The organism is Pseudoxanthomonas sacheonensis, from assembly GCF_031455975.1.
Classification (GTDB): Bacteria; Pseudomonadota; Gammaproteobacteria; order Xanthomonadales; family Xanthomonadaceae; genus Pseudoxanthomonas_A; species Pseudoxanthomonas_A sacheonensis_A.
On the sequence record NZ_JAVDTT010000001.1, the window covers coordinates 1,461,588 to 1,484,727 of the forward strand.

At 65.2% G+C, this 23,140-nt stretch carries 19 protein-coding genes; 13 read left to right on the forward strand and 6 right to left on the reverse strand.

Going from position 1 to position 23,140, the window contains the following annotated elements:
* Positions 1 to 73 precede the first annotated feature (73 nt).
* From J2W94_RS06575 to J2W94_RS06585, 3 genes are all read right to left on the reverse strand, one after another.
* The gene (locus J2W94_RS06575; protein WP_310091294.1) at positions 74 to 3,730 is read right to left on the reverse strand and encodes a methylmalonyl-CoA mutase family protein; all 3,657 of its coding nucleotides are present in this window, start codon (positions 3,728 to 3,730) and stop codon (positions 74 to 76) included.
* 107 nt (positions 3,731 to 3,837) lie between these two features.
* Positions 3,838 to 4,779, reverse strand: a complete 942-nt coding sequence (locus tag J2W94_RS06580) for an alpha/beta hydrolase (RefSeq protein ID WP_310091296.1) — start codon at positions 4,777 to 4,779, stop codon at positions 3,838 to 3,840.
* Positions 4,780 to 4,813: 34 nt separating this feature from the next.
* A complete protein-coding gene (locus J2W94_RS06585) occupies positions 4,814 to 5,413 on the reverse strand; it encodes a TetR/AcrR family transcriptional regulator (protein ID WP_310091298.1) in 600 nt (199 codons plus the stop codon).
* Positions 5,414 to 5,750: 337 nt separating this feature from the next.
* Here J2W94_RS06585 and J2W94_RS06590 point away from each other — a divergent pair, with 337 nt between their 5' ends.
* The 10 genes from J2W94_RS06590 (at position 5,751) to J2W94_RS06635 (ending at position 17,324) form a co-directional block, all read left to right on the forward strand.
* The gene (locus J2W94_RS06590; RefSeq protein ID WP_310091300.1) at positions 5,751 to 6,851 is read left to right on the forward strand and encodes a Glu/Leu/Phe/Val family dehydrogenase; all 1,101 of its coding nucleotides are present in this window, start codon (positions 5,751 to 5,753) and stop codon (positions 6,849 to 6,851) included.
* A gap of 37 nt (positions 6,852 to 6,888) precedes the next feature.
* On the forward strand, positions 6,889 to 8,088 hold the full coding sequence (locus J2W94_RS06595) for an acyl-CoA dehydrogenase family protein (RefSeq protein ID WP_310091302.1): 1,200 nt from the start codon (positions 6,889 to 6,891) through the stop codon (positions 8,086 to 8,088).
* 573 nt (positions 8,089 to 8,661) lie between these two features.
* Positions 8,662 to 11,451, forward strand: coding sequence for a S8 family serine peptidase (locus J2W94_RS06600; protein WP_310091304.1), 2,790 nt, complete (start codon positions 8,662 to 8,664; stop codon positions 11,449 to 11,451).
* A gap of 164 nt (positions 11,452 to 11,615) precedes the next feature.
* On the forward strand, positions 11,616 to 12,791 hold the full coding sequence (locus tag J2W94_RS06605) for a thiolase family protein (protein ID WP_310091306.1): 1,176 nt from the start codon (positions 11,616 to 11,618) through the stop codon (positions 12,789 to 12,791).
* 139 nt (positions 12,792 to 12,930) lie between these two features.
* Positions 12,931 to 13,272 carry a hypothetical protein gene (locus tag J2W94_RS06610; RefSeq protein ID WP_093279880.1) on the forward strand — a complete coding sequence of 114 codons (342 nt, stop codon included), beginning with the start codon at positions 12,931 to 12,933 and terminating at the stop codon, positions 13,270 to 13,272.
* A gap of 164 nt (positions 13,273 to 13,436) precedes the next feature.
* Entirely contained in the window at positions 13,437 to 13,793 is a 357-nt protein-coding gene (locus tag J2W94_RS06615) for a hypothetical protein (protein ID WP_310091309.1), read from the forward strand.
* Positions 13,794 to 13,915: 122 nt separating this feature from the next.
* Positions 13,916 to 15,523: a carboxyl transferase domain-containing protein gene (locus J2W94_RS06620; protein ID WP_310091613.1), complete on the forward strand. Its 1,608-nt coding sequence runs from the start codon at positions 13,916 to 13,918 to the stop codon at positions 15,521 to 15,523.
* Between the two features lie 4 nt (positions 15,524 to 15,527).
* The gene (locus J2W94_RS06625) at positions 15,528 to 16,274 is read left to right on the forward strand and encodes an SDR family oxidoreductase (protein WP_310091311.1); all 747 of its coding nucleotides are present in this window, start codon (positions 15,528 to 15,530) and stop codon (positions 16,272 to 16,274) included.
* Positions 16,275 to 16,416: 142 nt separating this feature from the next.
* On the forward strand, positions 16,417 to 16,953 hold the full coding sequence (locus tag J2W94_RS06630) for a bactofilin family protein (protein WP_310091312.1): 537 nt from the start codon (positions 16,417 to 16,419) through the stop codon (positions 16,951 to 16,953).
* Positions 16,950 to 17,324: a hypothetical protein gene (locus J2W94_RS06635; protein ID WP_310091314.1), complete on the forward strand. Its 375-nt coding sequence runs from the start codon at positions 16,950 to 16,952 to the stop codon at positions 17,322 to 17,324. The genes J2W94_RS06630 and J2W94_RS06635 overlap by 4 nt, the downstream gene beginning before the upstream one ends.
* A gap of 160 nt (positions 17,325 to 17,484) precedes the next feature.
* Here the strand turns inward: J2W94_RS06635 and J2W94_RS06640 are convergent, their stop codons facing one another.
* From J2W94_RS06640 to J2W94_RS06650, 3 genes are read right to left on the reverse strand one after another with little or no spacing between them, the layout of a single operon-like run.
* The gene (locus J2W94_RS06640) at positions 17,485 to 17,736 is read right to left on the reverse strand and encodes a DUF6587 family protein (protein ID WP_310091316.1); all 252 of its coding nucleotides are present in this window, start codon (positions 17,734 to 17,736) and stop codon (positions 17,485 to 17,487) included.
* Entirely contained in the window at positions 17,733 to 19,595 is a 1,863-nt protein-coding gene (gene feoB, locus J2W94_RS06645) for a ferrous iron transport protein B (protein WP_310091318.1), read from the reverse strand. Before feoB ends, J2W94_RS06640 begins: the two co-directional genes overlap by 4 nt.
* A complete protein-coding gene (locus J2W94_RS06650) occupies positions 19,592 to 19,840 on the reverse strand; it encodes a FeoA family protein (protein ID WP_310091320.1) in 249 nt (82 codons plus the stop codon). Before J2W94_RS06650 ends, feoB begins: the two co-directional genes overlap by 4 nt.
* A 108-nt stretch (positions 19,841 to 19,948) precedes the next feature.
* On the opposite strand from J2W94_RS06650, the gene J2W94_RS06655 reads away from it, so the two are divergent.
* From J2W94_RS06655 to J2W94_RS06665, 3 genes are read left to right on the forward strand one after another with little or no spacing between them, the layout of a single operon-like run.
* Positions 19,949 to 20,746 carry an enoyl-CoA hydratase-related protein gene (locus J2W94_RS06655; RefSeq protein ID WP_310091322.1) on the forward strand — a complete coding sequence of 266 codons (798 nt, stop codon included), beginning with the start codon at positions 19,949 to 19,951 and terminating at the stop codon, positions 20,744 to 20,746.
* Entirely contained in the window at positions 20,743 to 21,135 is a 393-nt protein-coding gene (locus J2W94_RS06660; RefSeq protein ID WP_310091324.1) for a VOC family protein, read from the forward strand. Before J2W94_RS06655 ends, J2W94_RS06660 begins: the two co-directional genes overlap by 4 nt.
* A gap of 4 nt (positions 21,136 to 21,139) precedes the next feature.
* Entirely contained in the window at positions 21,140 to 23,137 is a 1,998-nt protein-coding gene (locus J2W94_RS06665) for an acetyl/propionyl/methylcrotonyl-CoA carboxylase subunit alpha (RefSeq protein ID WP_310091326.1), read from the forward strand.
* Positions 23,138 to 23,140: the final 3 nt, after the last annotated feature.

The following is a 23,140-nucleotide window of genomic DNA, read 5'->3' on the forward strand; positions in this document are numbered from 1 at the left end:
GCCTGCCTTAGGAAACGATGAAGCGGGCCATGCCAGGACAGCGGGCCATCACGAGTGGCCCGCTCCCAACGCCTCACATATTGCGGCGGTACTCCCCGCCCACGTCGTACAGCGCATGGCTGATCTGACCCAGGCTATGCGTCTTCACCGCTTCGACCAGCGCTTCGAACACGTTGCGGCGATCGCGCGCGGCCTGCTGCAGATAGCCCAGCCCGTGGCCATCGTGGACTTCCACGTCCTCCGACTCCACCACATGCCCGTGCGAAGTCTCGCCGTCGGGCGCCAGCGCGTTGCGCGACTGCTGCCAGCCCAGCACGTTGGCGATCTGCTGGCCCTTCTCTTCCTCGGTGGAGCGGATCAGCTCGATCTCGGTGGTCACCTCGCCGCCGTGCTCGCGCGGCAGGAAGGTATTGACGCCGACCAGCGGCAGGCTGCCGTCGTGCTTCTTGTGCTCGTAGTACAACGACTCTTCCTGGATCTTGCCGCGCTGGTACATGGTGTCCATCGCGCCCAGCACGCCGCCGCGCTCGCTGATGGCTTCGAACTCCTTGTACACGGCTTCTTCCACCAGGTCGGTCAGGTAATCGACGGCGAAGCTGCCTTGCCACGGGTTCTCGATGAAATTGAGGCCCAGCTCCTTGTTGATGATCATCTGGATGGCCACCGCGCGGCGCACGGATTCTTCCGTCGGCGTGGTGATGGCCTCGTCGTAGGCGTTGGTGTGCAGCGAATTGCAGTTGTCGAACAACGCGTACAACGCCTGCAACGTGGTGCGGATGTCGTTGAACTGGATTTCCTGCGCATGCAGCGAACGGCCCGAGGTCTGGATGTGGTACTTCATCATCTGGCTGCGTTCGTTGGCGCCGTACCGCTCGCGCATGGCGCGCGCCCAGATGCGGCGGGCGACACGGCCGATCACGGTGTATTCCGGGTCCATGCCGTTGCTGAAGAAGAACGACAGGTTGGCGGCGAAGTCGTCCACCTTCATGCCGCGCGCCAGGTAGTACTCGACGATGGTGAAACCGTTGGACAGGGTGAAAGCCAGCTGGCTGATCGGGTTCGCGCCGGCTTCGGCGATGTGGTAGCCGGAGATGGACACCGAATAGAAATTGCGCACGCCGTTGTCGACGAAGTACTGCTGGATGTCGCCCATCATGCGCAGGGCGAATTCGGTGCTGAAGATGCAGGTGTTCTGCGCCTGGTCCTCTTTCAGGATGTCGGCCTGCACGGTGCCGCGCACGGTCTTGAGCGTCTGCGCCTTGATCCGCGCGTAAGTGTCGGCATCGACCACCTGTTCGCCGGTCACGCCGAGCAAGCCCAGGCCCAGACCGTTGTTGGTGGGCGGCAGTTCGCCGTGGTATTGCGGACGGCGGCGGCCTTCGAACAGTTTGTCGATGGCCTTCTGCGCTTCGGCCCAGCGCTGCGGGTCTTCCTTCAGATAGCGCTCGACCTGCTGGTCGATGGCGGTGTTCATGAACATGGCCAGGATCATCGGCGCGGGGCCGTTGATGGTCATCGACACGCTGGTGCTGGGCGAACACAGGTCGAAGCCGGAGTACAGCTTCTTCATGTCGTCCAGGGTGGGAATGTTGACGCCGGAATTGCCGATCTTGCCGTAGATGTCCGGGCGCGGCGCGGGGTCTTCGCCGTACAGCGTGACGCTGTCGAAGGCGGTGGACAAACGCGCGGCGGGCTGGCCGACGGACAGGTAGTGGAAGCGGCGGTTGGTGCGCTCCGGCGTGCCTTCGCCGGCGAACATGCGGATGGGGTCTTCGCCGGTGCGCCGGTACGGATACACGCCGCCGGTATAGGGATAGCTGCCCGGCAGGTTTTCCTTGCCCAGGAAGGTCAGCAGCTCGCCCCAGGATTTATAGGTGGGCGCGGCGATCTTGGGGATGGGCTGGTGGCTGAGCGACTGGCGGTAGTTTTCGCCGGTGACGGCCTTGCCGCGCACTTCGTAGGTGAAGTGTTCGTCGGTAATCGACTTCAATCGCTGCGGCCATTCGCGCAGGAGTTTGAGGTTTTCGTTGGTGAGGGATTGGACGGCGTCTTGGTAGCGCTGGCGTAGGGTGAGCAACGAGCGGTCGGCCTGCTTCCCTTCTCCCTCTGGGAGAAGGTGGCGCGAAGCGACGGACGCCCCGAAGGAAGCACCCTTGGGGTGTGAGGGAGGGAGAGTGACGTGCTCGGGACCGTTCTCTACAAGCTGATGACCCACGCCCTCATCCGCCCTACGGGCACCTTCTCCCGGGGGGAGAAGGGAATCAAAGGCATAAAGCTCCAGCGCCTTCGGCAACTTTTCGTCACCGATCTCCCGCAGCGATTCCCAAAGATGCTGCGCGCGGCTGGCGATCTCGGCCTGCTGTTCGACGGCCTTGTTGATGCCTCTGCCCTGCTCGGCGATCTCGGCCAGATAGCGCACCCGCGCGCCCGGAATCAGCACAGTGGCGCGCGGTTCCTTCAGCGAGGTGTCCAGCTGCGGCGTCCATTTCTGCGCCGGCAGCGAGAGTTTTTCGCGCAGCAGGCGGCACAGGTTGACGAACATCCAGCTGATGCCCGGGTCGTTGAACTGGCTGGCAATGGTGGGGTACGCGGGCACGTCTTCGTCGGCGGTCTGGAAGGCGACGCGGTTGCGCTTCCACTGCTTGCGCACGTCGCGCAGCGCGTCTTCGGCGCCGCGCTTGTCGTATTTGTTGAGCACGATGAGCTCGGCGAAGTCGAGCATGTCGATCTTCTCCAACTGGCTGGCCGCGCCGTATTCGCTGGTCATCACGTACATGGGGAAGTCGACCAGGTCGACGATTTCCGAGTCGCTCTGGCCGATGCCGGCGGTCTCGACGATGACCAGGTCGTAGCCCAGGCCCTTGAGGAAACCGATGCAGTCCTTCAGCACCGTGTTGGTGGCCGCATGCTGGCGGCGCGTGGCCATGGAACGCATGTACACGCGGTGGCTGCGCAGCGAGTTCATGCGGATGCGGTCGCCCAGCAGCGCGCCGCCGGTGCGGCGGCGGGTGGGATCGACCGAGATCACCGCGATGCGCATCTGCGGGAAGCTGGCCAGGAAGCGGTTCAACAATTCGTCGGTGACCGAGGACTTGCCGGCGCCGCCGGTGCCGGTGATGCCGACCACCGGGGTCTTGCTGCCGGCCAGCTGCCACTGCTTGCGCAAGCGTGCGAGTTCGGAGTCGTCCAGCGCGCCTTCTTCGATGGCGCTGAGCATGCGGCCGATGGAAATCTCGTCGTCGATGGCGATGCGGGCGGGTTTGTCGGTGGGCAGGCGATGGTGGGTGGCGCGTTCCACCACGTCCTCGATCATCTCCACCAGTCCCATCTTCATGCCGTCGTTGGGGTGGTAGATGCGCTCCACGCCGTAGGACTGCAGCTCTCGGATTTCTTCGGGAGTGATGGTGCCGCCGCCGCCGCCGAACACGCGGATATGGGACGCGCCGCGCTCGGCCAGCATGTCGACCATGTACTTGAAGTATTCGACATGCCCGCCCTGGTAGGACGACAGCGCGATGGCGTCGGCGTCTTCCTGCAAGGCCGCGCGTACCACGTCCTCGACGCTGCGGTTGTGGCCCAGGTGGACCACTTCGGCGCCCTGCCCCTGGATCAGGCGGCGCATGATGTTGATCGCCGCGTCGTGCCCGTCGAACAGGCTGGCGGCGGTGACGAAGCGCAGCGGCGTGTTATCGCTCTGCGTGGCGGGAAGATTCGAAGCCGGCGTGCTCATGCGCGCCCTCACGTGCAAGTGAACAAGTTGCAATTGTAACGTCGGCCACGTTAGTCAAAGGTGGGTGGGCCTCCATGCCCACCCGTATGCATCGCCTGCTAGGAGGTTCAGGCGATGCCGAACGGCAGATTGGGAGAGGAAACGACACGTTCGCCGACGCTTTCGCCCTTGAGGAAACGCAAGGCGTCGGCGATCACTTGCGGTTCCGCGGCAACGCGGTGGTGCCCCAGTCCGGTGGTGGTGAGCAGACGGGCCTGCGGCCAGTAGCGCGCGTAGCGCTCGCCTTCGGCCCACGGCACTTCTCGGTCTTCGAGGTCGTGCACCACCAACGCCGGACGCGCGATGAAAGGCGCATTGACATGCACCTGCATGCCGGCGACCGGGAGTTGGAAGCGCTTCTCCCACTCATCGAACAGATGGTCGCGCAGCGATTGCGCCAACCCCACCGCGCGGCCGAAACGATCGGCGGCGGCCATCGGATCGGCAGCCGGCGCGATCAGCACGGTGCGCTCGGCCTGCATGCCTTTGGACAGCGCGAGCATGGTGGCCGCGCCCCCCAACGAATGGCCGACCACCGCGGCCAGCGGCCCATAGTGCTTGGCGACTTGGAACAGGGTTTCGGCGAAGGAAGGCAGCGTGGCGCGGCGGCCGCTGCTGCGGCCATGGGCGAGTTGATCGAAGGTGACCACCGCATAGCCGGCTTGGCGCAGCGCGCGTACCCAGGGCGCGAAACGCAGGCCGAAGCTGGACCAGCCGTGCGCCAGCAGCACTAGCGGCTGGCGGGCGGGATCGCCCCACAAATAGGCGGCGACGCGGTGCTCGCCGTGCTCCAACACCTCGATGCGAGCGCCCAAGGTATCGGCGGCCAGCGCCCGCTCCCGCGCACCGGGCATGGGCGTGCCGAACAGGCGGAACGCGCGATGCAGGGTCGCCTTGGGCATCAGCCATCCACCGATGGCGAAACCGGCGCGCATCACCGCGAAACGCAGCGACGTCACCAGCGATTTTAGAACGATCGTGCTATTTCCAGATTTAGCGATGGCAGCCATGACGATGACCTCCGTGGATTTCAGTGGGGGCGATTCAGCGGGAGTAAGAGCGGATCAGACGTTCGAACGAGCGCCGCGCCATGTCTTCGGCGCGGGCCGGGTCGTGCAGGCGCGTGTTGTGCAGGCCATCGGCAAGCGCCGCCAGTTCGAAGGCCATGAGTTCGGGATCGGTATCGGCGGCCAGTTCGCCGGATTCGATGCAGTGGGTCACCGCCTTGGTGAGCTGGGCGTCCCATTGACTCAGCCAGCCCACGATCCGGTCGCGCATCGGCCCCGGGCGGCCGTCGTATTCGCCGGCGGCGGCCAGGATCACGCAGCCCTCCTCGCTGGCCAGCACCCAGTCGAACCAGCCCGAGACGATGGCGCGCAGACGCGGCAAACCACGCGGTTGGGCGAGCGCGGGACGCACCACGGTTTCGGTGAAACGCTGCGCGGTCCACTCCAGCACGCTGAGCTGCAAGTCCTCGCGGGAGCCGAAATGGGCGAACACGCCGCTCTTGGACATGCCGACCGCGGTGGCCAGTTCGCCGATGGACAGGCCTTCCAAGCCGTTACGCCGGGCAATGCCGAAGGCGCGCTCGACGATCAGTTCGCGGGTGGCGGTGCCCTTGGAGGTGGCGGCAGCAGGAGTCATGGCGGAATAAATAGCACGACCGTTCGTGTTATTCAATGCCGTTGGTCGGCAGAGTTCTTCGACATCCGTAGGTCGGGGCTACGCCCCCGACGCCTGGACCTGACGGTCCAAGATGCGTCGGGGGCGTTGCCCCGACCTACGTCTTGCCCTACCCGCAGCAAGCCAGCGCCGCGCCGAAGTACTGCCGACCACGTCACAGCGATTGGATTAGACTGTGCGCATGCGACGCCCTTGCCCGCTTTCGGCAACGTCGCTTTTTTGTTTCCAGTCAATCCCTTAGGCACAGTTCCTGGCAACTTGCAGCAGCCAGCCGGCAGCGCAATTCGGAGCCATCCCCATGATTTTCGAAACCCTCGATACGTCCGGCCACGAACAGGTGGTGTTCTGCAACAACAAGGACGCGGGACTGAAGGCGATCATCGCCATCCACAGCACCGTGCTTGGTCCGGCCCTCGGCGGCGTGCGCATGCGCCCCTACCCCAATACCCAGGCTGCGCTGACCGACGCTTTGCGCCTCAGCCGCACCATGACTTACAAAAATGCGCTGGCCGGACTCAATGTCGGCGGCGGCAAGGCGATCCTGATCGGCGACCCGGTCAAGGACAAGACCGAAACCGTCTTCCGCGGCTTCGGCCGTTATGTCGATTCGCTGGGCGGACGCTACATCACCGCCGAGGACATGGGCACCGACGTCAACGACATGGAAAACGTGTATCGAGAGACCGAATACGTGGTCGGCGTGCACCAGGTGCATGGCGGCTCGGGCGATCCGGCGCCGTTCACCGCCTATGGCGCGCTGCAGGGCCTGATGGCCACCTTGAACAAGAAGTTCGGCAACGAGGAAATCGGCAAGTACAGCTATGCCGTGCAGGGCTTGGGCCACATCGGCATGGAGTTCCTGAAACTGTTGAAGGAACGCGGCGCCAAACTCTTCGTGGCCGACCTGAATCCCGCGCTGGTCGAACGCGCGGTCGAAGAGTACGGCGCCGAGGCGGTCAAGCCCGACGAAATCTACGACTTGCCGGTGGACGTGTTCTCGCCCTGCGCGATGGAATACGCGATCAACGCCGAAACGCTGCCGCGCCTCAAGGCCAAGATCATCTGCGGCACCGCCAACAACCAGATGTCGCACGTCACTGGCGACGAAGCCGCCAAGCGCGGCATCCTGTATGCGCCGGACTACGCGGTGAACGCGGGCGGGGTGATGAACGTGTCGCTTGAGATCGACGGCTACAACCGCGAACGCGCGATGCGCCTGATGCGCAACATCTACCACAACGTCGGCAGCATCTTCGAACTGTCCGAACGCGAAGGCATCGCACCGCAGTACGCCGCGGACCGCATCGCCGAGGCGCGCATCGCTTCGATCGGCAAACTGAAGCTGCCGTTGGGGCGCACCGCGCCCCGCTTCATGGGACACCTGCGCGGCGAGCACTAACCTCGCCACGCCGGCCGCAAAAGGAGGGAGGACCGGAATGCGACCTGTTTCAACCAACGCGTCAATCCACGCTTTTCCGCTAGGCGAAGAGATCGACGCCCTGCGCGAGGCGGTGCGCCGCTTCGCCGACAGCGAGATCGCGCCGCGCGCCGAAGCCATCGACCACGACAACGTTTTTCCGCAGGACCTGTGGCCCAAGCTGGGCGAACTGGGACTGTTGGGCCTGACCGTGCCGGGAGAATACGGCGGCAGCGACATGGGCTATCTGGCCCATCTGGTGGCGATGGAAGAGATCTCGCGCGCCTCCGGTTCCGTCGGCCTGAGCTATGTCGCTCACTCCAATTTGTGCGTGTCCAATCTGTACGCCAACGGTACCGAAGCGCAGCGCCAGAAATATCTGCCGAAACTCTGCAGCGGCGAATGGAAAGGCGCGCTGGCGATGAGCGAGCCGGGTGCGGGTTCGGACGTGGTTGGCTCGATGAGTTGCCGCGCCGAACTCCGTTCAACTGCGGGTCGCGGCGACGTCTGGGTCGCCAACGGCAGCAAGATGTGGATCACCAACGGCCCCGAGGCCGATGTACTGGTCGTGTACCTGCGCACCGCCGGCAAGGAATGCGGTTCCAAGTGCGTCACCGCTTTCATCGTCGAAAAAAGCATGAAGGGTTTCCGCACCGCGCAAAAACTGGACAAGCTGGGCATGCGCGGCAGCAACACCTGCGAACTGGTGTTCGAGGACTGCGAGATTCCCGCCGAAAACGTGCTGGGCGAAGTGAACAACGGAGTCAAGGTGTTGATGGCCGGCCTCAATACCGAGCGCCTGGTCATCAGCGGCGGCCCGTTGGGGCTGATGCAGGCGGCGCTGGATGCCGCCCTGCCCTACGTGCGCGAACGCAAGCAGTTCGATGCGGCCATCGGCACCTTCGGCCTGATGCAGGGCAAGATCGCCGACATGTACACCGCCCTGCAATCCAGTCGGGCCTTCGCCTATCAGGTGGGTCGCGATTACGACGCCGGCCACCAGTCGCGCGCCGCCGCCGCCGGCTGTCTGCTGCATGCGTCGGAAGCCTGCGTGCAGGTGGCGCTGGAAGCCATCCAGGCGTTGGGCGGCAACGGCTACATCAACGAATACCCCACCGGCCGTCTGCTGCGCGACGCCAAGCTATACGCCATCGGCGCCGGCACCAACGAGATCCGCCGCATGCTGATAGGCCGCGAACTGTTCGATGGGCGAGGTTGATCCGTTTGCGCGGCATGCCGCGCGGATCAACCGAGCGCCCGGCGTGCTTCGCCGGGCCGGACCGAGGCTAACCCGCTTGCACGGCACTGCCGCGCGGGTTAGCCGAGCGCCCAGCGTGCTTCGCCGGGCCGGATCGAGGTTGATGCGCTTACGGCCCATTGGGCCGTGCATCAACCGAGCGCCCAGCGTGCTTCGCCGGGCCGGACCGAGCGGTAGGTCGGGGCTACGCCCCCGACGCACGGAAACCCTGCCTTTCCGCGGCGTCCAGGTAGGTCGGCCCGACGTGGCCGATATAGGCCATGCTGAGGATTGTTGCGCGTCGAATTATTGCGCGTCGGGGGGCTGAGCCCCGACCTACCCGTGCGTGCCGATCCCGCTTCGGGATGAAGCTGAACGAAACATGTTGCAACGCGGCTGGATTCAGCCCCCGTTCCATGACATCGTTTTGCGTGTCGCCCGTCACAATTTCGGCCTGCGGCTTGTTTTTAAAGTTACGCACTCGCGCACGACAAAACTTTCCCTCAACGCCCAAGGCTCCCCCCGAGCCGACGGGCCGACACTCAAGGAATGAAGATGTCCATCTCTTTACGTAAAAAGCGCATCGCCTTAGCGACCGCGTTGACCGGACTGGCTTGCCTCGCCGCCTGGGCGGCGGCCTCCCTCTCAGGCGCTACGTTCGGCACGTCTTCCACTTCCGACGGATCCGTCGGCGGCGTGGGCTTCTCCGCAACCGCTGCGGGCAACGCGAGCGGAAGCGGCGATGCGGCTTTGACCGCGGTAGACGACCGGCAACAGACGCACATCGTGGTGTTCCGCGATGCGCCCCTGGCCACCTATCAAGGCAACGTCGCCGGCATCGCCAAACCCGCCCGCAAAGGCAACGGGCGCGGCCGGATCGAAGTCGCCAGCCCACAGGCGCGCGCCTACGTGAAACTTCTGGAAGACAAACAACGCGGCTACGAGGGTCGTATCGACCGAGCGTTGGGCCGTCAGATCAAGGTGACTCAACGCATGCAGCACGCGCTCAACGCGATCGTCACCTCGATGTCGCCGCTGGAGGCCGAGGCCATCAGCCGGCTACCTGAAGTGCAACTGGTCGAGGCCTATCGCGAATATGCGCTGGATACCAATATCAGCCCTCAATTGATCGGTGCGAATACGGTCTGGAACGGCATCTCCCTGCCGCTGGGCGACGGCCCTGATCGCACACGCGGCGAAGGCGTGGTGGTCGGAATCATCGATACCGGCATCAACTTCGGCAGCCCGTCGTTCGCGGCGGTGGATCCGGTGGACGGCTACGTGCACACCAATCCGAATGGCGCGGGCAACTATCTCGGCACCTGCGCCCCTGGTGGCGTGGACGCCGGCCGTTGCAACGACAAGCTGATCGGCGGTTACGACTTCATCTGCGGCGTCGGCGCACCGGCGAACGCTTGTGGCGTCGTCGGCCTGCGCGAAGAACCCGGCTTCGGCGATACCAACGGTCACGGCAGCCACACCGCCTCGACCGCTGCCGGCGACAGCCGCCCCACGGTGTTCAACGGAAGCCAGGTCACGATTTCCGGCGTCGCTCCCCGCGCCAATCTGATCGCCTACGACGTCTGCTACACCACCATCGCCACCGGCCAGGGTTCTTGCCCCAACGTGTCGTCGGTAGCGGCCGTGAACCAGGCGATCGCCGACGGCGTTGACGTGATCAACTTCTCCATCGGCGGCGGTGCGGCGCCGTGGAACGATGCGGTCTCGCTGGCGTTCCTCAACGCCACCAATGCGGGCGTGTTCGTTGCGACTTCCGCAGGCAACTCTGGACCGGGTGCCGCAACACTGGGCCATGTTGAGCCCTGGACCACGTCCTCGGCCGCCTCGCGCCATCGTCTGGGCGGGTTCACCGCGGTGCTTGCCGTCAGCGGACCCAGCACCCCACCTGCGAACCTGCAACGGGTCCTGCTCAGCCCGGGCTCCGGTGGCGTCAGTCTGCAGAACGCGCTGCCCGCCACGACTCCGGTCGTGGTCAGCCCTGGTATCAATAGCGTCGATGATGGTTGTCTACCTTATGCGGCCGGCCAGTTCCAGAACGCAATTGCAGTGATCCGTCGCGGCACCTGCTCCTTCACGATCAAAACCAACAACGCGGCTGCCGCAGGCGCGTTGGTGGTGGTGCTGTCGAACAACACCACCGGTGGCATCAGCCCGAGCGTTCCCGGCACCACGATTCCGGCGTTCGGCGTTACCCAAGCTATCGGCAATGCCCTCCGCGATTATTCGCAGACCAACGGAGGAGCCACGGCAGGCATCAACATTTCTCCCAATGCCATCGATGCGCTTGCCGACTTCAGCTCCCGCGGCCCCGGCGGGTTCGACGTGCTGAAGCCCGACCTCAGCGCGCCGGGTGTCGATGTACTGGCGGCCTATGCCGGCACGACGCTCACTGGCTTTGAGAACCTGACGGCTGCGATCAGCGGCACCTCGATGGCTTCGCCGCACACCGCAGGTGCAGCGGCTCTGATGCGGCAGCTGCATCCGTCCTGGACCGTGCCGGAAATCAAGTCGGCACTGACCATGGCTGCCACCCGCAGCGTACTGCTAGAAGACCAGGTCACCCCGGCGGATGCACATGCGGCAGGTTCGGGACGACTGCAGGTCGACGTTGCGGCACGCGCGGGGTTGGTCCTCAACGAGACCACGGCCCGGTTCATCGCTGCCAATCCGGCAGTAGGTGGAGAAGCGTCCGAGTTGAATCTGGCTGCAATCCAGAAGGCCAACTGCACCAATGCCTGCTTCTTCGTGCGCACCGTCCGCAGCACCCTGCCGTACAAGCACCAGTGGCGTCTGAAGCTGCAGGGCTTTTCCGGCACCGTCGAGCCGGCGAGCCTGACCTTGAAGCCGGGCGAATCGCGCGCGGTGCTGATCACGATCAAAAACACCACCGCACCTGCCGACGGCAGTTTCCGCTTCGGCTCGATCGAGATCGCCCCGAGCAACTCGGCCAATGGCAACCTGTCCCTGCCGTCACTGCATATGCCGATCGCACTGCGGGTTCCGCCGCCGCCGCCGGCTTCGACGATTCCGCTCGCCAATGGCGTGCCGATTGCCGTGTCCGGCACTGCGGGTAGCCAAACGTACTACAGCTTGGTGGTTCCGGCGGGCGCGAGCCAGGTCAGCTTCGTCATGCAGGGCGGTACCGGCGATGCGGACTTGTACGTGAAGTGGGGCGAAGCACCGACCTCCTCCATAGACTGCGGCTCGGAATCCGGCTCCAACAACGAGACCTGCACTCTGGTGGCCAAGCCCGGTACGTACTACGTACGGATCGCGGGCTTCACCGCCTACGCGGGCGCGACACTCACGGGCAGCTACCAATAATCCAGAACCAACGCGACACCAGGGCCCGGAGCAATCCGGGCCCTTTCTTTTGCGCACGGCGTCCGCGGTCCGCATCCACGGTCCGCGTGCATGCGGGGTTACGCCGCTTCCCTCATAATCCACGGATACCGCGGCAGTGCCGCAGCACCATATGGAGTTCCCCCATGTCCGATATCGTCATCGCCGCCGCCAAGCGCACCGCGATAGGTTCCTTCCTTGGCCAGTTCACCGGCGTGCCCACACCTACCTTGGGCGCCACCGCGATCAAGGCCGCGCTTGAGCAATCCGGCGTACCTGCTGCCGATGTCTCCGAAGTGATCATGGGCTGCGTGCTGCCGGCCAACCTCGGCCAGGCGCCCGCGCGCCAGGCCTCGCTGGCCGCCGGCCTGCCGACTTCCACCGGCTGCACCACTATCAACAAGGTCTGCGGCTCGGGCATGAAGGCGATCATGCTGGGCCACGACCTGATCAAGGCGGGTTCGGCCACGGTGGTGGTCGCCGGCGGCATGGAATCGATGACCAACGCCCCGCACATGATCCCCAACTCGCGCACCGGCAACCGCTTCGGCAACTTCCAGGCGGTGGACCATATGTCCTGGGACGGACTGGTCAATCCTTACGACGGTCAAGCCATGGGCGTATTCGCCGATGCCACCGCGGAAAAGCATGGTTTCACTCGCGAGCAGCAGGACGCCTACAGCATCGAGTCGGCCACGCGCGCCCAGGCTGCGCAGAAGTCCGGCGCGTTCGATGACGAAATCGTCCCGGTCAAGGTCACCACCCGCAAGGGCGAGATCGAGTTCGCCACCGACGAACAACCCGGCAAGTCCGACGTCAGCAAGATCCCGACCCTGAAACCCGCCTTCAACAAGAACGGTACGGTTACCGCCGCCAGCTCCTCCAGCATTTCCGACGGCGCGGCGGCCACCGTGCTGCTGAGCGCCGAAGAGGCGGCCAAGCGCGGCATCGCTCCGCTGGCGCGCATCGTCGGCCACAGCACCTTCTCCCAGGAGCCGCAGTGGTTCACCACCGCGCCGGTCGGGGCCATCGAAAAGCTGCTGAAGCAAGTGGGCTGGACCGTCGACGACGTGGACTTGTTCGAAATCAACGAAGCCTTCGCCGTGGTGGCCATGACGCCGATCAAGGAACTGGGCATCCCCCATTCGAAGGTCAACGTCAATGGCGGCGCCACGGCCCTCGGCCACCCTATCGGCGCCTCGGGCGCCCGGCTGGTAGTCACCCTGGTCCATGCGCTGCGCAACCGGGGAGGCAAGCGCGGTATCGCCTCGCTGTGCATCGGCGGCGGCGAAGCGACCGCTATCGCAATCGAGGTATTGTGAGAAAACAAGGTGTTGTGATACGTTTAACGAAGCGTTGACAAAAATAACTGCGCAACCGCTTGACAGCCCAATCCGGATTGTCATCATGTCACCGGCGCGCAATAGCGCGTTGCCAACTAAACGACGAGGAAATTCACAAATGACCATCAACAAGACGCTGATCGCGCTGGCTCTGGGCCTGGCCCTGGCTGCTTGCTCGAACAAAGAGCAGGCTGCTGACGCCGCGACCGACGCTGCTGCCACGGCTACCGAAGCCCAGGCTGCTGCTGACGCCGCCGCCGCTACCGGCGCTGCCACGGCCGATGCCGCCCAGACCTCCGCTGACGCCGCCGCTCAGGCTGCTGACGCTGCTGCTACTGCCGCTACCGACGCTGCTGCTGCTCCGACCGCCGCTGCCGCTGACGCCGCTGCCGACACGGCCGCTGCTGCTGCCGACACGGCCGAAGCCGCGAAGGACACTGCAGAAGAAGCCAAGAAGTAATACCGAAAGGTATCGCTTCAAGCTAGCGTAAAATGCGAAAGGCCGCCGGTGCACACCGGCGGCCTTTTTCAGTATCAGGCCGAGGGGATGGCTCACCAGACTCCGCCTGCACTCGCCGATCTGTTGCTCCCATCAATTTGTTCACATCAACCCGGAGATACCTCATGAAGACCAAATTCTACGTACTGCTCGCCGCCTCCGTCCTGGCCCTGAGCGCCTGCACCAAGAGCGAATCGACCGACGCCGCCGCTGCCGATGCCGCCGCTGCCGCCGACCAGGCCGCCACTGAAGCCGGCCAAGCCGCGACCGCCGCTGGCGATGCCGCGCACGCCGCTGCCGATGCGACCGCCGCCGCTGCGACCGATGCCGCTGCCGCCACCAGCTCTGCTGCAGAAGCCACCGAAAACGCGGCGCAGGCAGCGACGGCGAAGACCGCTGACGCGGTCTCCGACGCTGCGCAGGCTACCGCCGACAAGGCCGCTGAAGTCGCCGACAAGGCCGAAGAAGCCGCCAAGAAGTAATCCGCTGGCTTCGGCCAACGACCGCAAGACCGACAAGGCCCGCTTCTGCGGGCCTTGTCGCGTCTGGGGCTTTGGTGGGACGGGTTGTATCCTTGCGCATTCCTTCAGCAGGCGTCGACGGCATGTCGGTACTGACTTCGCAACTCGATCCGCGCTCCACCGAATTCGCCGACAACGTCGCCTACCACCGCGCTTTGGTGGAAGAACTGGACCGTCGCCTTGCCCGTGCGGCCGACGGCGGCGGCGAGAAGGCCCGCAACAAGCACACCGAACGCGGCAAACTGCTGGCGCGCGATCGCATCACCGCCCTGCTAGACCCCGGCTCCCCTTTTCTGGAAATAGCTCCGCTGGCCGCCGAAGGCATGTACGACGATGCGGCGCCGGGCGCCGGCATGGTCGCCGGCATCGGCCGGGTGCAGGGTCTGGAAGTGGTCGTCGTGGCCAACGATGCCACGGTAAAGGGCGGCACTTATTTTCCGATGACGGTGAAGAAGCACCTGCGCGCGCAGGAAATCGCACGCGAGAACCGCCTGCCCTGCCTCTACCTGGTCGATTCCGGCGGCGCCTTCCTGCCGCTGCAGGACGAGGTGTTTCCGGACCGCGAGCATTTCGGCCGCATCTTCTACAACCAGGCCCGCCTCAGCGCCGAAAACATTCCCCAGATCGCCGTGGTCATGGGCAGTTGCACCGCCGGCGGCGCTTACGTGCCGGCGATGTGCGACGAAAGCATCATCGTCAAGGAACAGGGCACCATCTTCCTGGGTGGCCCGCCGCTGGTGAAGGCCGCGACCGGCGAGGTGGTCGACGCCGAAGCGCTCGGCGGCGCCGAGGTGCACACCAGCGTGTCCGGGGTGGCCGATCATTTCGCCGAGGACGACCGCCACGCGCTGCAGATCGCGCGCAATCTGGTCGGCAACCTCAACCGCCGCAAAGTCCTCCCGCTGGCCGTGCGCGAAGCGCAGGAACCGCTGTTCGCCGCGCAGGAGCTGTACGGCATCGTGCCGAAAGACACCCGGCGTCCGTTCGACATCCGCGAAGTGATCGCTCGCATCGTCGACGGTTCGCGTTTCGACGAGTTCAAGGCGCGCTACGGCAAGACCCTGATCACCGGCTTCGCCCACCTGCACGGTTACCCGGTCGGCATCATCGCCAACAACGGCATCCTGTTCGCGGAAAGCGCGCTGAAGGGCGCGCATTTCATCGAACTGTGCAACCAGCGCGGCATCCCGCTGGTGTTCCTGCAGAACATCACCGGCTTCATGGTCGGCAAGAAGTACGAGAACGCAGGCATCGCCAAGGACGGGGCCAAGATGGTCACCGCGGTGGCCTGCTCGTCGGTGCCCAAGTTCACGGTGGTGATCGGCGGCAGCTTCGGCGCCGGCAATTACGCCATGTGCGGCCGCGCCTACGGGGCCCGCTTCCTGTGGATGTGGCCCAACGCGCGCATCAGCGTGATGGGCGGCGAACAGGCGGCCAGCGTGCTGGCCACGGTCAAGCGCGACGGCATCGAAGCGTCCGGCAGGGAATGGTCGGCCGAGCAGGAAGAAGCGTTCAAGGCGCCGATCCGCGAACAGTACGAATCCCAGGGCAGTCCGTGGTACGCGACCGCGCGCCTGTGGGACGATGGCATCATCGATCCGGCCGATACGCGCCGCGTGTTGGGGCTGGCGATCTCCGCTTCGTTGAACGCGCCGATAGAGCCGGCGAAGTTCGGCGTGTTCCGGATGTAGACGGATGCGGAAAGTCCTGCTGGTCACCGGAGCCGGCCGCGGAATCGGCGCCGCCACGGCGCGGCTGGCGGCCGAACGCGGTTACGACGTATGCGTGAACTACCTCCATAACCGCGAAGCGGCGCTCGCGGTGGTGGCCGACATCGAGCGTGGCGGTGGCAATGCCATCACCGTGGCGGCCGATGTTTCGGCGGAAGCGGACGTCATGCGTCTTTATGAAACCATCGACCGGCAGCTGGGTCGCCTCAGCGCGCTGGTGAACAACGCGGGCGTGCTGGAGCGGCAGGGCCGCGTGGAGGCGATCGATGCCGCGCGCCTGCAGCGCGTGTTCGCCACCAATGTGATCGGCAGTTTCCTCTGCGCCCGCGAGGCGGTCAGGCGCATGTCCAACGCGAACGGCGGTGGCGGCGGAGCCATCGTCAACCTGTCCTCGGTCGCCGCACGCACCGGATCCCCCAACGAATACGTGGACTACGCCGCCAGCAAGGGCGCCATCGACAGCTTCACCCGCGGCCTGGCCGCGGAGGTGGCAGAACAAGGCATTCGCGTGAATGCGGTGCGCCCGGGCTTCATCCACACGGAAATGCATGCCAGCGGCGGCGAGCCGGATCGGGTCGAACGGGTGAAGGCCTTCGTTCCGCTCAAGCGTGGCGGTCGGGCCGAGGAAGTCGCTCAGGCGGTCCTTTGGCTGTTGTCCGACGAAGCCTCCTACACCACGGGCGCGTTCATCGACGTGGCCGGCGGAAGATAAGCCGTTCAGATATCAGGCTTTACCTGAGGTGTCGGAGCCAACTGCGGACATCGCCGGGCATTTTGGTGAGCCCGATCACAGCAAAACCGTCATTTGACAGCGATAGTCTCAAATCCCCCGTCCCTCGCTGGAGACTATGCCGATGTCTATTTGGAAGGATCAGAACCCCGCTCGAAAGGATTCGATCCCGCTGCCGCCCGAACCGGTGCGCGACGTTCCCGCCGCTGCCGCCGATTTCTCGCCGACGACTACCGCCCCGCCGCGTGCGGTTCCCGCCCCCAGCAATGAGCGCGAGCCGAAGGAATCGCTGATCGCCGCCGACCTGACCATCGAGGGCAAGATCGAAGGCACCGGCCATGTGCGCATCGCTGGCAAGTTCAAGGGCGACGTCAATGTGCAGGGCGACTTGACCATAGAAACCGGCGCCAAGTTGAATGGCGGCGTGCGCGCCAAGAAGGTCACCATCGCCGGCGAACTGGAAGGCAACATAGAAGCCGCCTCGCGCGTGGAGCTGTTGAGCTCGGGCGTGATCATCGGCGATCTCAAGGCCGGATCGCTGACCGTGGCGGCAGGATCGCGCATGCGCGGCCAGGCGGACTTCGGTTGGGACGATAGCAAGGCGGCGACCGCATCCAAGTCCGGCGGTTCCAAGGACGCGGAGAAAGACGCCGCTTCATGAGCACCCCGCGCCCGGGCACTGCCGGCGCGACGCGCAGTTGCCCGCACTGCAAGACCACCATCCTGGAAAGCGCGAGCGTCTGCCCTGCGTGCAAGCACCATCTGCGCTTCGATGAAGCGGCGGTCACCGCCAAGCGCGCGGCCGAAACCATCGTTCCCCTGCGCGTGCAGGGGACGGTGCGGCATCCAGCCGAAGGCGCCGCGTGGGAATACACCGTGGTGCTGACCATCAAGAACGACCGAGGCGACGAGATCGCACGCCACGTGGTCGGCGTGGGCGCGATGCAGGTCAACGAGGAGCGCAGCTTCACCCTGGCGGTGGAAGCGGTGCCGCGCAACGACTTGAAGGGACCGCGCGGGCGCAGCCACTAGCCCCGCGAGTGCGTAGCTACGTGGGTGCTACGTGGGTGCTACGTAGGAGCGACGTAAGTCGCGACTGAAAATCGTAGATCAAGAAGCGCTACGTCGACATTCGTTTCGCGACTCACGTCGCTCCTACGCCGATCCCACGTCGTTCCGACGCCGTGCCTGATCAACGCTTGGGCGTGGTCGGTCCGCAATTGTCGCAACCGCCGCAAGCCGCATCGCCGGCTTGCGAGACCGGCGAGACACGCAGGCCGATCGCACGCATCCACGACGGCCTGCCTTCGCGCAGCAACGGCAACGCCAGAGAGACGCGCAGCCTGCGTACGCTGCCGGGGAACTGCTTCTTCGCCACCACCCACGCACTGAGCAGCACCGCCAGCGCGATGACCAGGTATTGCAGCAGCAACGACGCGCTCACCCTGCCCCCAGCAATACCGCGACCTGATAGGTCACGAACGATGCGCCATAGGCCAGCGCGAACAGATAGATCGTGGCGAAGGACATTTTCTTCCACGAATTGGTCTCGCGCTTGATCGTGGCCAAGGTCGAGATGCACATCGGCGCATAGATGAACCAGACCAGCAGCGATAGCGCGGTGGCCAGCGACCAGCCATCGGAGATCAGCGGGGTCAGCGCCTGCGCGGCCGCTTCGTCGTTTGCCGCCGACAGCGCGTATACGGTGGCCAGCGAAGATACCGCTACTTCGCGCGCGGCCATGCCCGGAATCAGCGCGATGCAGATCTGCCAGTTGAAGCCGATCGGCGCGAAGATCGCGGTCATCGCATGGCCGATGCGTCCGGCGAAGCTGTAATCGATCGCCGGCATCGTCGCATCGGCGGGCGCTCCGGGGAACGACAGCAGGAACCACAGCAAAATGGTCAGCGCCAGGATGATACCGCCGACCCGGCGCAGGAAGATCCAGGCGCGCTCCCACAGGCCGATCAGCAGATCGCGTGGATGCGGAATACGGTAGGAAGGCAGTTCCAGCAGCAGCGGATGTTCGCTCTTGTCGCGACGCCATTTCTTCATCACCCACGACACGATCAGCGCGCTGACCACGCCGGCGAAGTACAGGCCGAACAGCACCAGCCCCTGCTGGTTGAACACGCCCCAGACCTGCTTCTGCGGAATGAAGGCACCGATCAGCAGCGCATAGACCGGCAGTCGCGCCGAACAGGTCATCAACGGCGCCACCAGGATCGTGGCCAGGCGGTCGCGCGGGTCCTGGATGGAGCGCGTGGCCATGATCCCCGGAATGGCGCAAGCGAAGCTCGACAACAGCGGAATGAAGGAACGTCCCGACAAGCCGGCCGAAGCCATCATCCGGTCGAGCAGGAAGGCCGCGCGCGGCAAATAGCCGGACTCCTCCAACGCCAGGATGAAGGCGAACAGGATCAGGATCTGCGGCAGGAACACGATCACCCCGCCCAGCCCGGCGATGATGCCGTCGACCAGCAAGCTGTTGAGCGGCCCTTGCGGAAGCGCGGCGCCCACGGTCGCGCCCAGCCAGCCGGTGGCCGCGTCGATGGCGTCCATCATCGGCGTAGCCCAGGCGTAGACCGCCTGGAAGATCAGGAACATCACCACCGCCAGCGCCAGCAGACCGAATACCGGATGCAGCAGCCAGCGATCCAGCGCATCGTCCACTCTGGCGGTGCGCGTGGGCATGCTCACCGCGATGGAAAGCAGGCGGCGGGTTTCCTGGTGCAGATCGGCGCCCTCGGCCAGCTGTTGGTGAGGCGCGTGCGGTTCGGCGGCCAGGCGGTCGATCTGTTCGATCAGGGCCTTGGCGCCATTGCGTTTGACCGCCACCGTTTCCACCACCGGCACGCCCAATTCGCGTTCCAGCACCTCCAGGTCGACGGTGACGCCGCGACGGCGCGCGACGTCGGCCATGTTCACCGCCAGGATCATCGGCTTGCCCAGTTCGCGCACTTCCAGCGCGAAGCGCAGATGCAGGCGCAGGTTGGTCGCGTCGACCACGCAAACCAGCACGTCAGGCGCCGGCTCGCCGGGCAGGAAGCCGCGGCACAGATCGCGGGTGATGGCCTCATCCAGGCTGGCCGCGTGCAAGCTGTAGGCGCCGGGCAGATCCAGCACGGCGTAGCTGCGTCCGCTGGCGACGCTGTGCAAGCGGCCTTCCTTGCGTTCGACGGTGACGCCGGCGTAATTGGCGACCTTCTGGCGGCTACCGGTGAGCTGGTTGAACAAGGCGGTTTTGCCGCAGTTGGGACTGCCGACCAGGGCCAGGCGCGGAGACAAAGCGGCAGCGTTCATGCCGGCGTCTCCGCGCTGCGCAGTTGCACACGCAAGGCTTCGGTGCGGCGCAACGCGAAACGGGTGAAACCCACCTGCACCAGCAGCGGCTCGCCGCCCATCGGCCCCTCGGCCACGATTTCCACCTGCTCACCGGCGACAAAACCCAGCTCGCGCAAGCGGCGGGCGATGTTGTCATTTGGGCTCTGGTCGTTCACGGATTCGACAATGGCAGGGGTGCGCCGGGGCAGGTCGTTCAGCGTCACGAAACGCTCTCAAATACGAATTATTCTCATTCTATCACCGCTACAGCGCACGAACGCCTGGCCCGACCGAACGGCTATCATTCAGCCTCGCCGCTGGGAAGGGTTGTGATGTCGGGAATGCTGGAACAGCAACAGGAAGGCGGCGTCCTGCGCCTGCGATTGAACAGGCCGGACCTGCACAACGCCTTCGACGCCGAATTGATCGCCGAACTGACCGTTGCCCTGGCGACGGCCGGAACCGATGGGAGCGTCCGGGTGGTGGTGCTGGAAGGCGCCGGCGCCTCGTTCTCCGCCGGCGCCGACCTCAACTGGATGCGCGGCATGGCCGCCGCCAGCGAGGCGGAGAACCGCAAGGATTCACTGGCCCTCGCCCGACTGATGCGGACGCTGGACGAGCTGCCCAAACCCACCCTCGCCCGCGTACATGGCGCTGCCTTCGGCGGCGGCGTCGGCCTGGTGGCGTGCTGCGACATCGCCCTCGGCGTACCCGAGGCCAAGTTCGGCCTGACCGAAAGCAAACTCGGCCTGCTGCCGGCGGTGATCTCGCCTTACGTCATCGCCGCGATCGGCGCACGCCAGGCGCGGCGCTGGTTCGCCACCGCGGAAATATTCGACGCGCAGACCGGGTTGCAGATGGGACTGCTGCATCAGGTGGTGCCGCCGGAACAGCTGGATTCGGCCGTGCAGCGCCAGATCGATTTGCTGCTGAAGGCCGGTCCGTTGGCTGCCGCTGGCGCGAAATCGCTGATCGCCCGCGTCATAGCGACGCCCGATGGCGAGGCGCAGGACCAAGCCAATGCCGCATTGATCGCGGGCCTGCGCGTTTCAGCGGAAGGACAGGAAGGCCTTTCCGCCTTCCTCGACAAGCGACCTCCTTCATGGGCAAACAAGGAAGAAAAACGATGATCGACCATACCGGCATCCCCGTCTCGGACTACGCGCGCAGCAAAACGTTCTACGAACAACTGTTCGCCACCATCGGCGCAACGCTGCTGATGGAAGTCACGCCAGAACAGACCGGAGACGGCACTTGGGCGGCCGGCTTCGGACGCGACGGCAAGCCCAGCTTCTGGATCGGCAGCGACGCTCGCGGCGTTGCGGCGCATACCCATATCGCTTTCGTTACCGACAGCCGCGCCAAGGTGGATGCCTTCCACGCCGCCGGTCTTGCCGCGGGAGGCCGCGACAACGGCGCGCCGGGCCTGCGCCCCCATTACCACCCCAACTACTACGGCGCATTCATCACCGACCGCGATGGCCACAATGTCGAGGCGGTGTGCCATTTGCCGGAATGAATTGATGTTCTCCAAGATCCTCATCGCCAACCGCGGCGAAATCGCCTGTCGCGTGATCCGCACCTGCCGCAGGTTGGGCATCCGCACGGTCGCGGTCTACTCCGAAGCCGACGCCGATGCACAGCATGTGCGCCAGGCCGACGAGGCGTATCCGATCGGCGGACCGCGCCCTGCCGAGAGCTACCTGCGCGGCGATGCGATCCTCGAAGTCGCCAAGCGCAGCGGCGCGCAGGCGATCCATCCCGGCTACGGTTTCCTGTCCGAGAACGCCGACTTCGCCGAAGCCGTGGAGAATGCGGGCATCGCCTTCATCGGGCCCAAAGCCGCCTCCATGCGCAAGATGGGCAGCAAGGCCGGCGCCAAGGATCTGATGATGGCGGCCGGCGTGCCGGTCGTGCCGGGCTATACCGGCGAAGACCAGTCGCCCAACGTACTCTCGCGTGAGGCGGCGCGGATCGGTTTTCCGCTGATGATCAAGGCCGCCCACGGCGGCGGCGGCAAGGGCATGCGCATCGTGCATCGGCTGGACGAGTTCATCGCCCAGTTGGAAAGCTGCCAGCGCGAAGCCAGCAACGCCTTCGGCCGCGACCGCGTGCTGCTGGAACGTTACGTGCAAGCGCCGCGGCATATCGAGATCCAGGTCTTCGGCGACGCGCACGGCAACGCCCTCCATCTCAACGAGCGCGAATGTTCCGCGCAGCGCCGCTACCAGAAGGTGCTGGAAGAATCGCCCTCCGTTTTCCTGACGCCGGAACTGCGCGCTGCGATGGGCGAGGCGGCGGTCAAGGCGGCGCACGCCATCGATTACGTGAATGCGGGAACGGTGGAATTCATCGTCGACCCGGGCGGCGCGTTCTATTTCATGGAGATCAACACCCGCCTGCAGGTGGAGCACCCGGTCACCGAGCTGACCACCGGCCTGGATCTGGTGGAATGGCAACTGCGCGTCGCCGCAGGCGATGCGTTGCCGATCGTCCAGCAGCAGGTACCGCAACATGGCCACGCCATCGAAGTGCGGTTGTATGCGGAAGATCCGGAAGCGGGTTTCCTGCCCGGTTCCGGCAGGCTGGAAAAACTGGTCTTGCCCACGCCTTCGCCGCAAGTACGCATCGACTCGGGCGTAGTGCAAGGCGATATCGTCAGCATCTTCTACGACCCGATGATCGCCAAGCTGATCGTCTGGGACCAGGATCGGCCCACCGCCCTCGCCCGCTTGCGCGATGCGCTGTCCCAATGCGAGATCGTGGGACCCAAATCCAATATCGAATTCCTCGAACGACTGGTGCGCCACCCTTCCGTCGTGGAAGGCAGCATCGATACAGGCTATCTGGACCGGCATCTCGATGAGTTCATGCCGGCGCACGCCGTCGACCCTTCCCTCTTGTTGGCCGCGGCGACAGCGACCTTGCTGATGCAGGAAGCCGTCGCCCGCGAAGCCGCTGCGCTTTCCAGCGATCACAGTTCTCCCTGGGCGATCGCGGACGGATGGCGCCTGGGGCATGCCGGCCGTCGTCCCCTGGCCTTCCTGCATCGGGGCGAGGAGCTAGGCCTGGTGGCCCACGGCGCCGATGGCGAATACAGCATCGAATCCGCCGACGGCATCCATGCGGTCACGGGCGCACGCCTGCGCGCGGGCGAGCTGAGCCTGCGCCTGGAATCGCAGGCACGGCGGTTCCTGGTTCGTATCGATTCGCACAGGGTCAGCGTGCATGACGGCGACAAACGCCTGGATCTGGTGCTGGTATCGGCCTATCGGCCGAAAAACGCCTCCGTTTCCGGCAACGACGGCCGCATCGTCGCGCCGATGCCGGGCCGCGTGGTCATGATCAAGGCCAAACCCGGACAGGCTGTCGCGGCCGGCCAGGAGCTGCTGGTGATCGAAGCGATGAAGATGGAACTGGCGATCAAGTCGCCGCGCGACGGCGTGGTGGCCGAGCTGCGCGCAGCAGCAGGCGATTTTGTGGAAGCCGATGCGGTGTTGGCGACCCTGGAACCACAATGACGC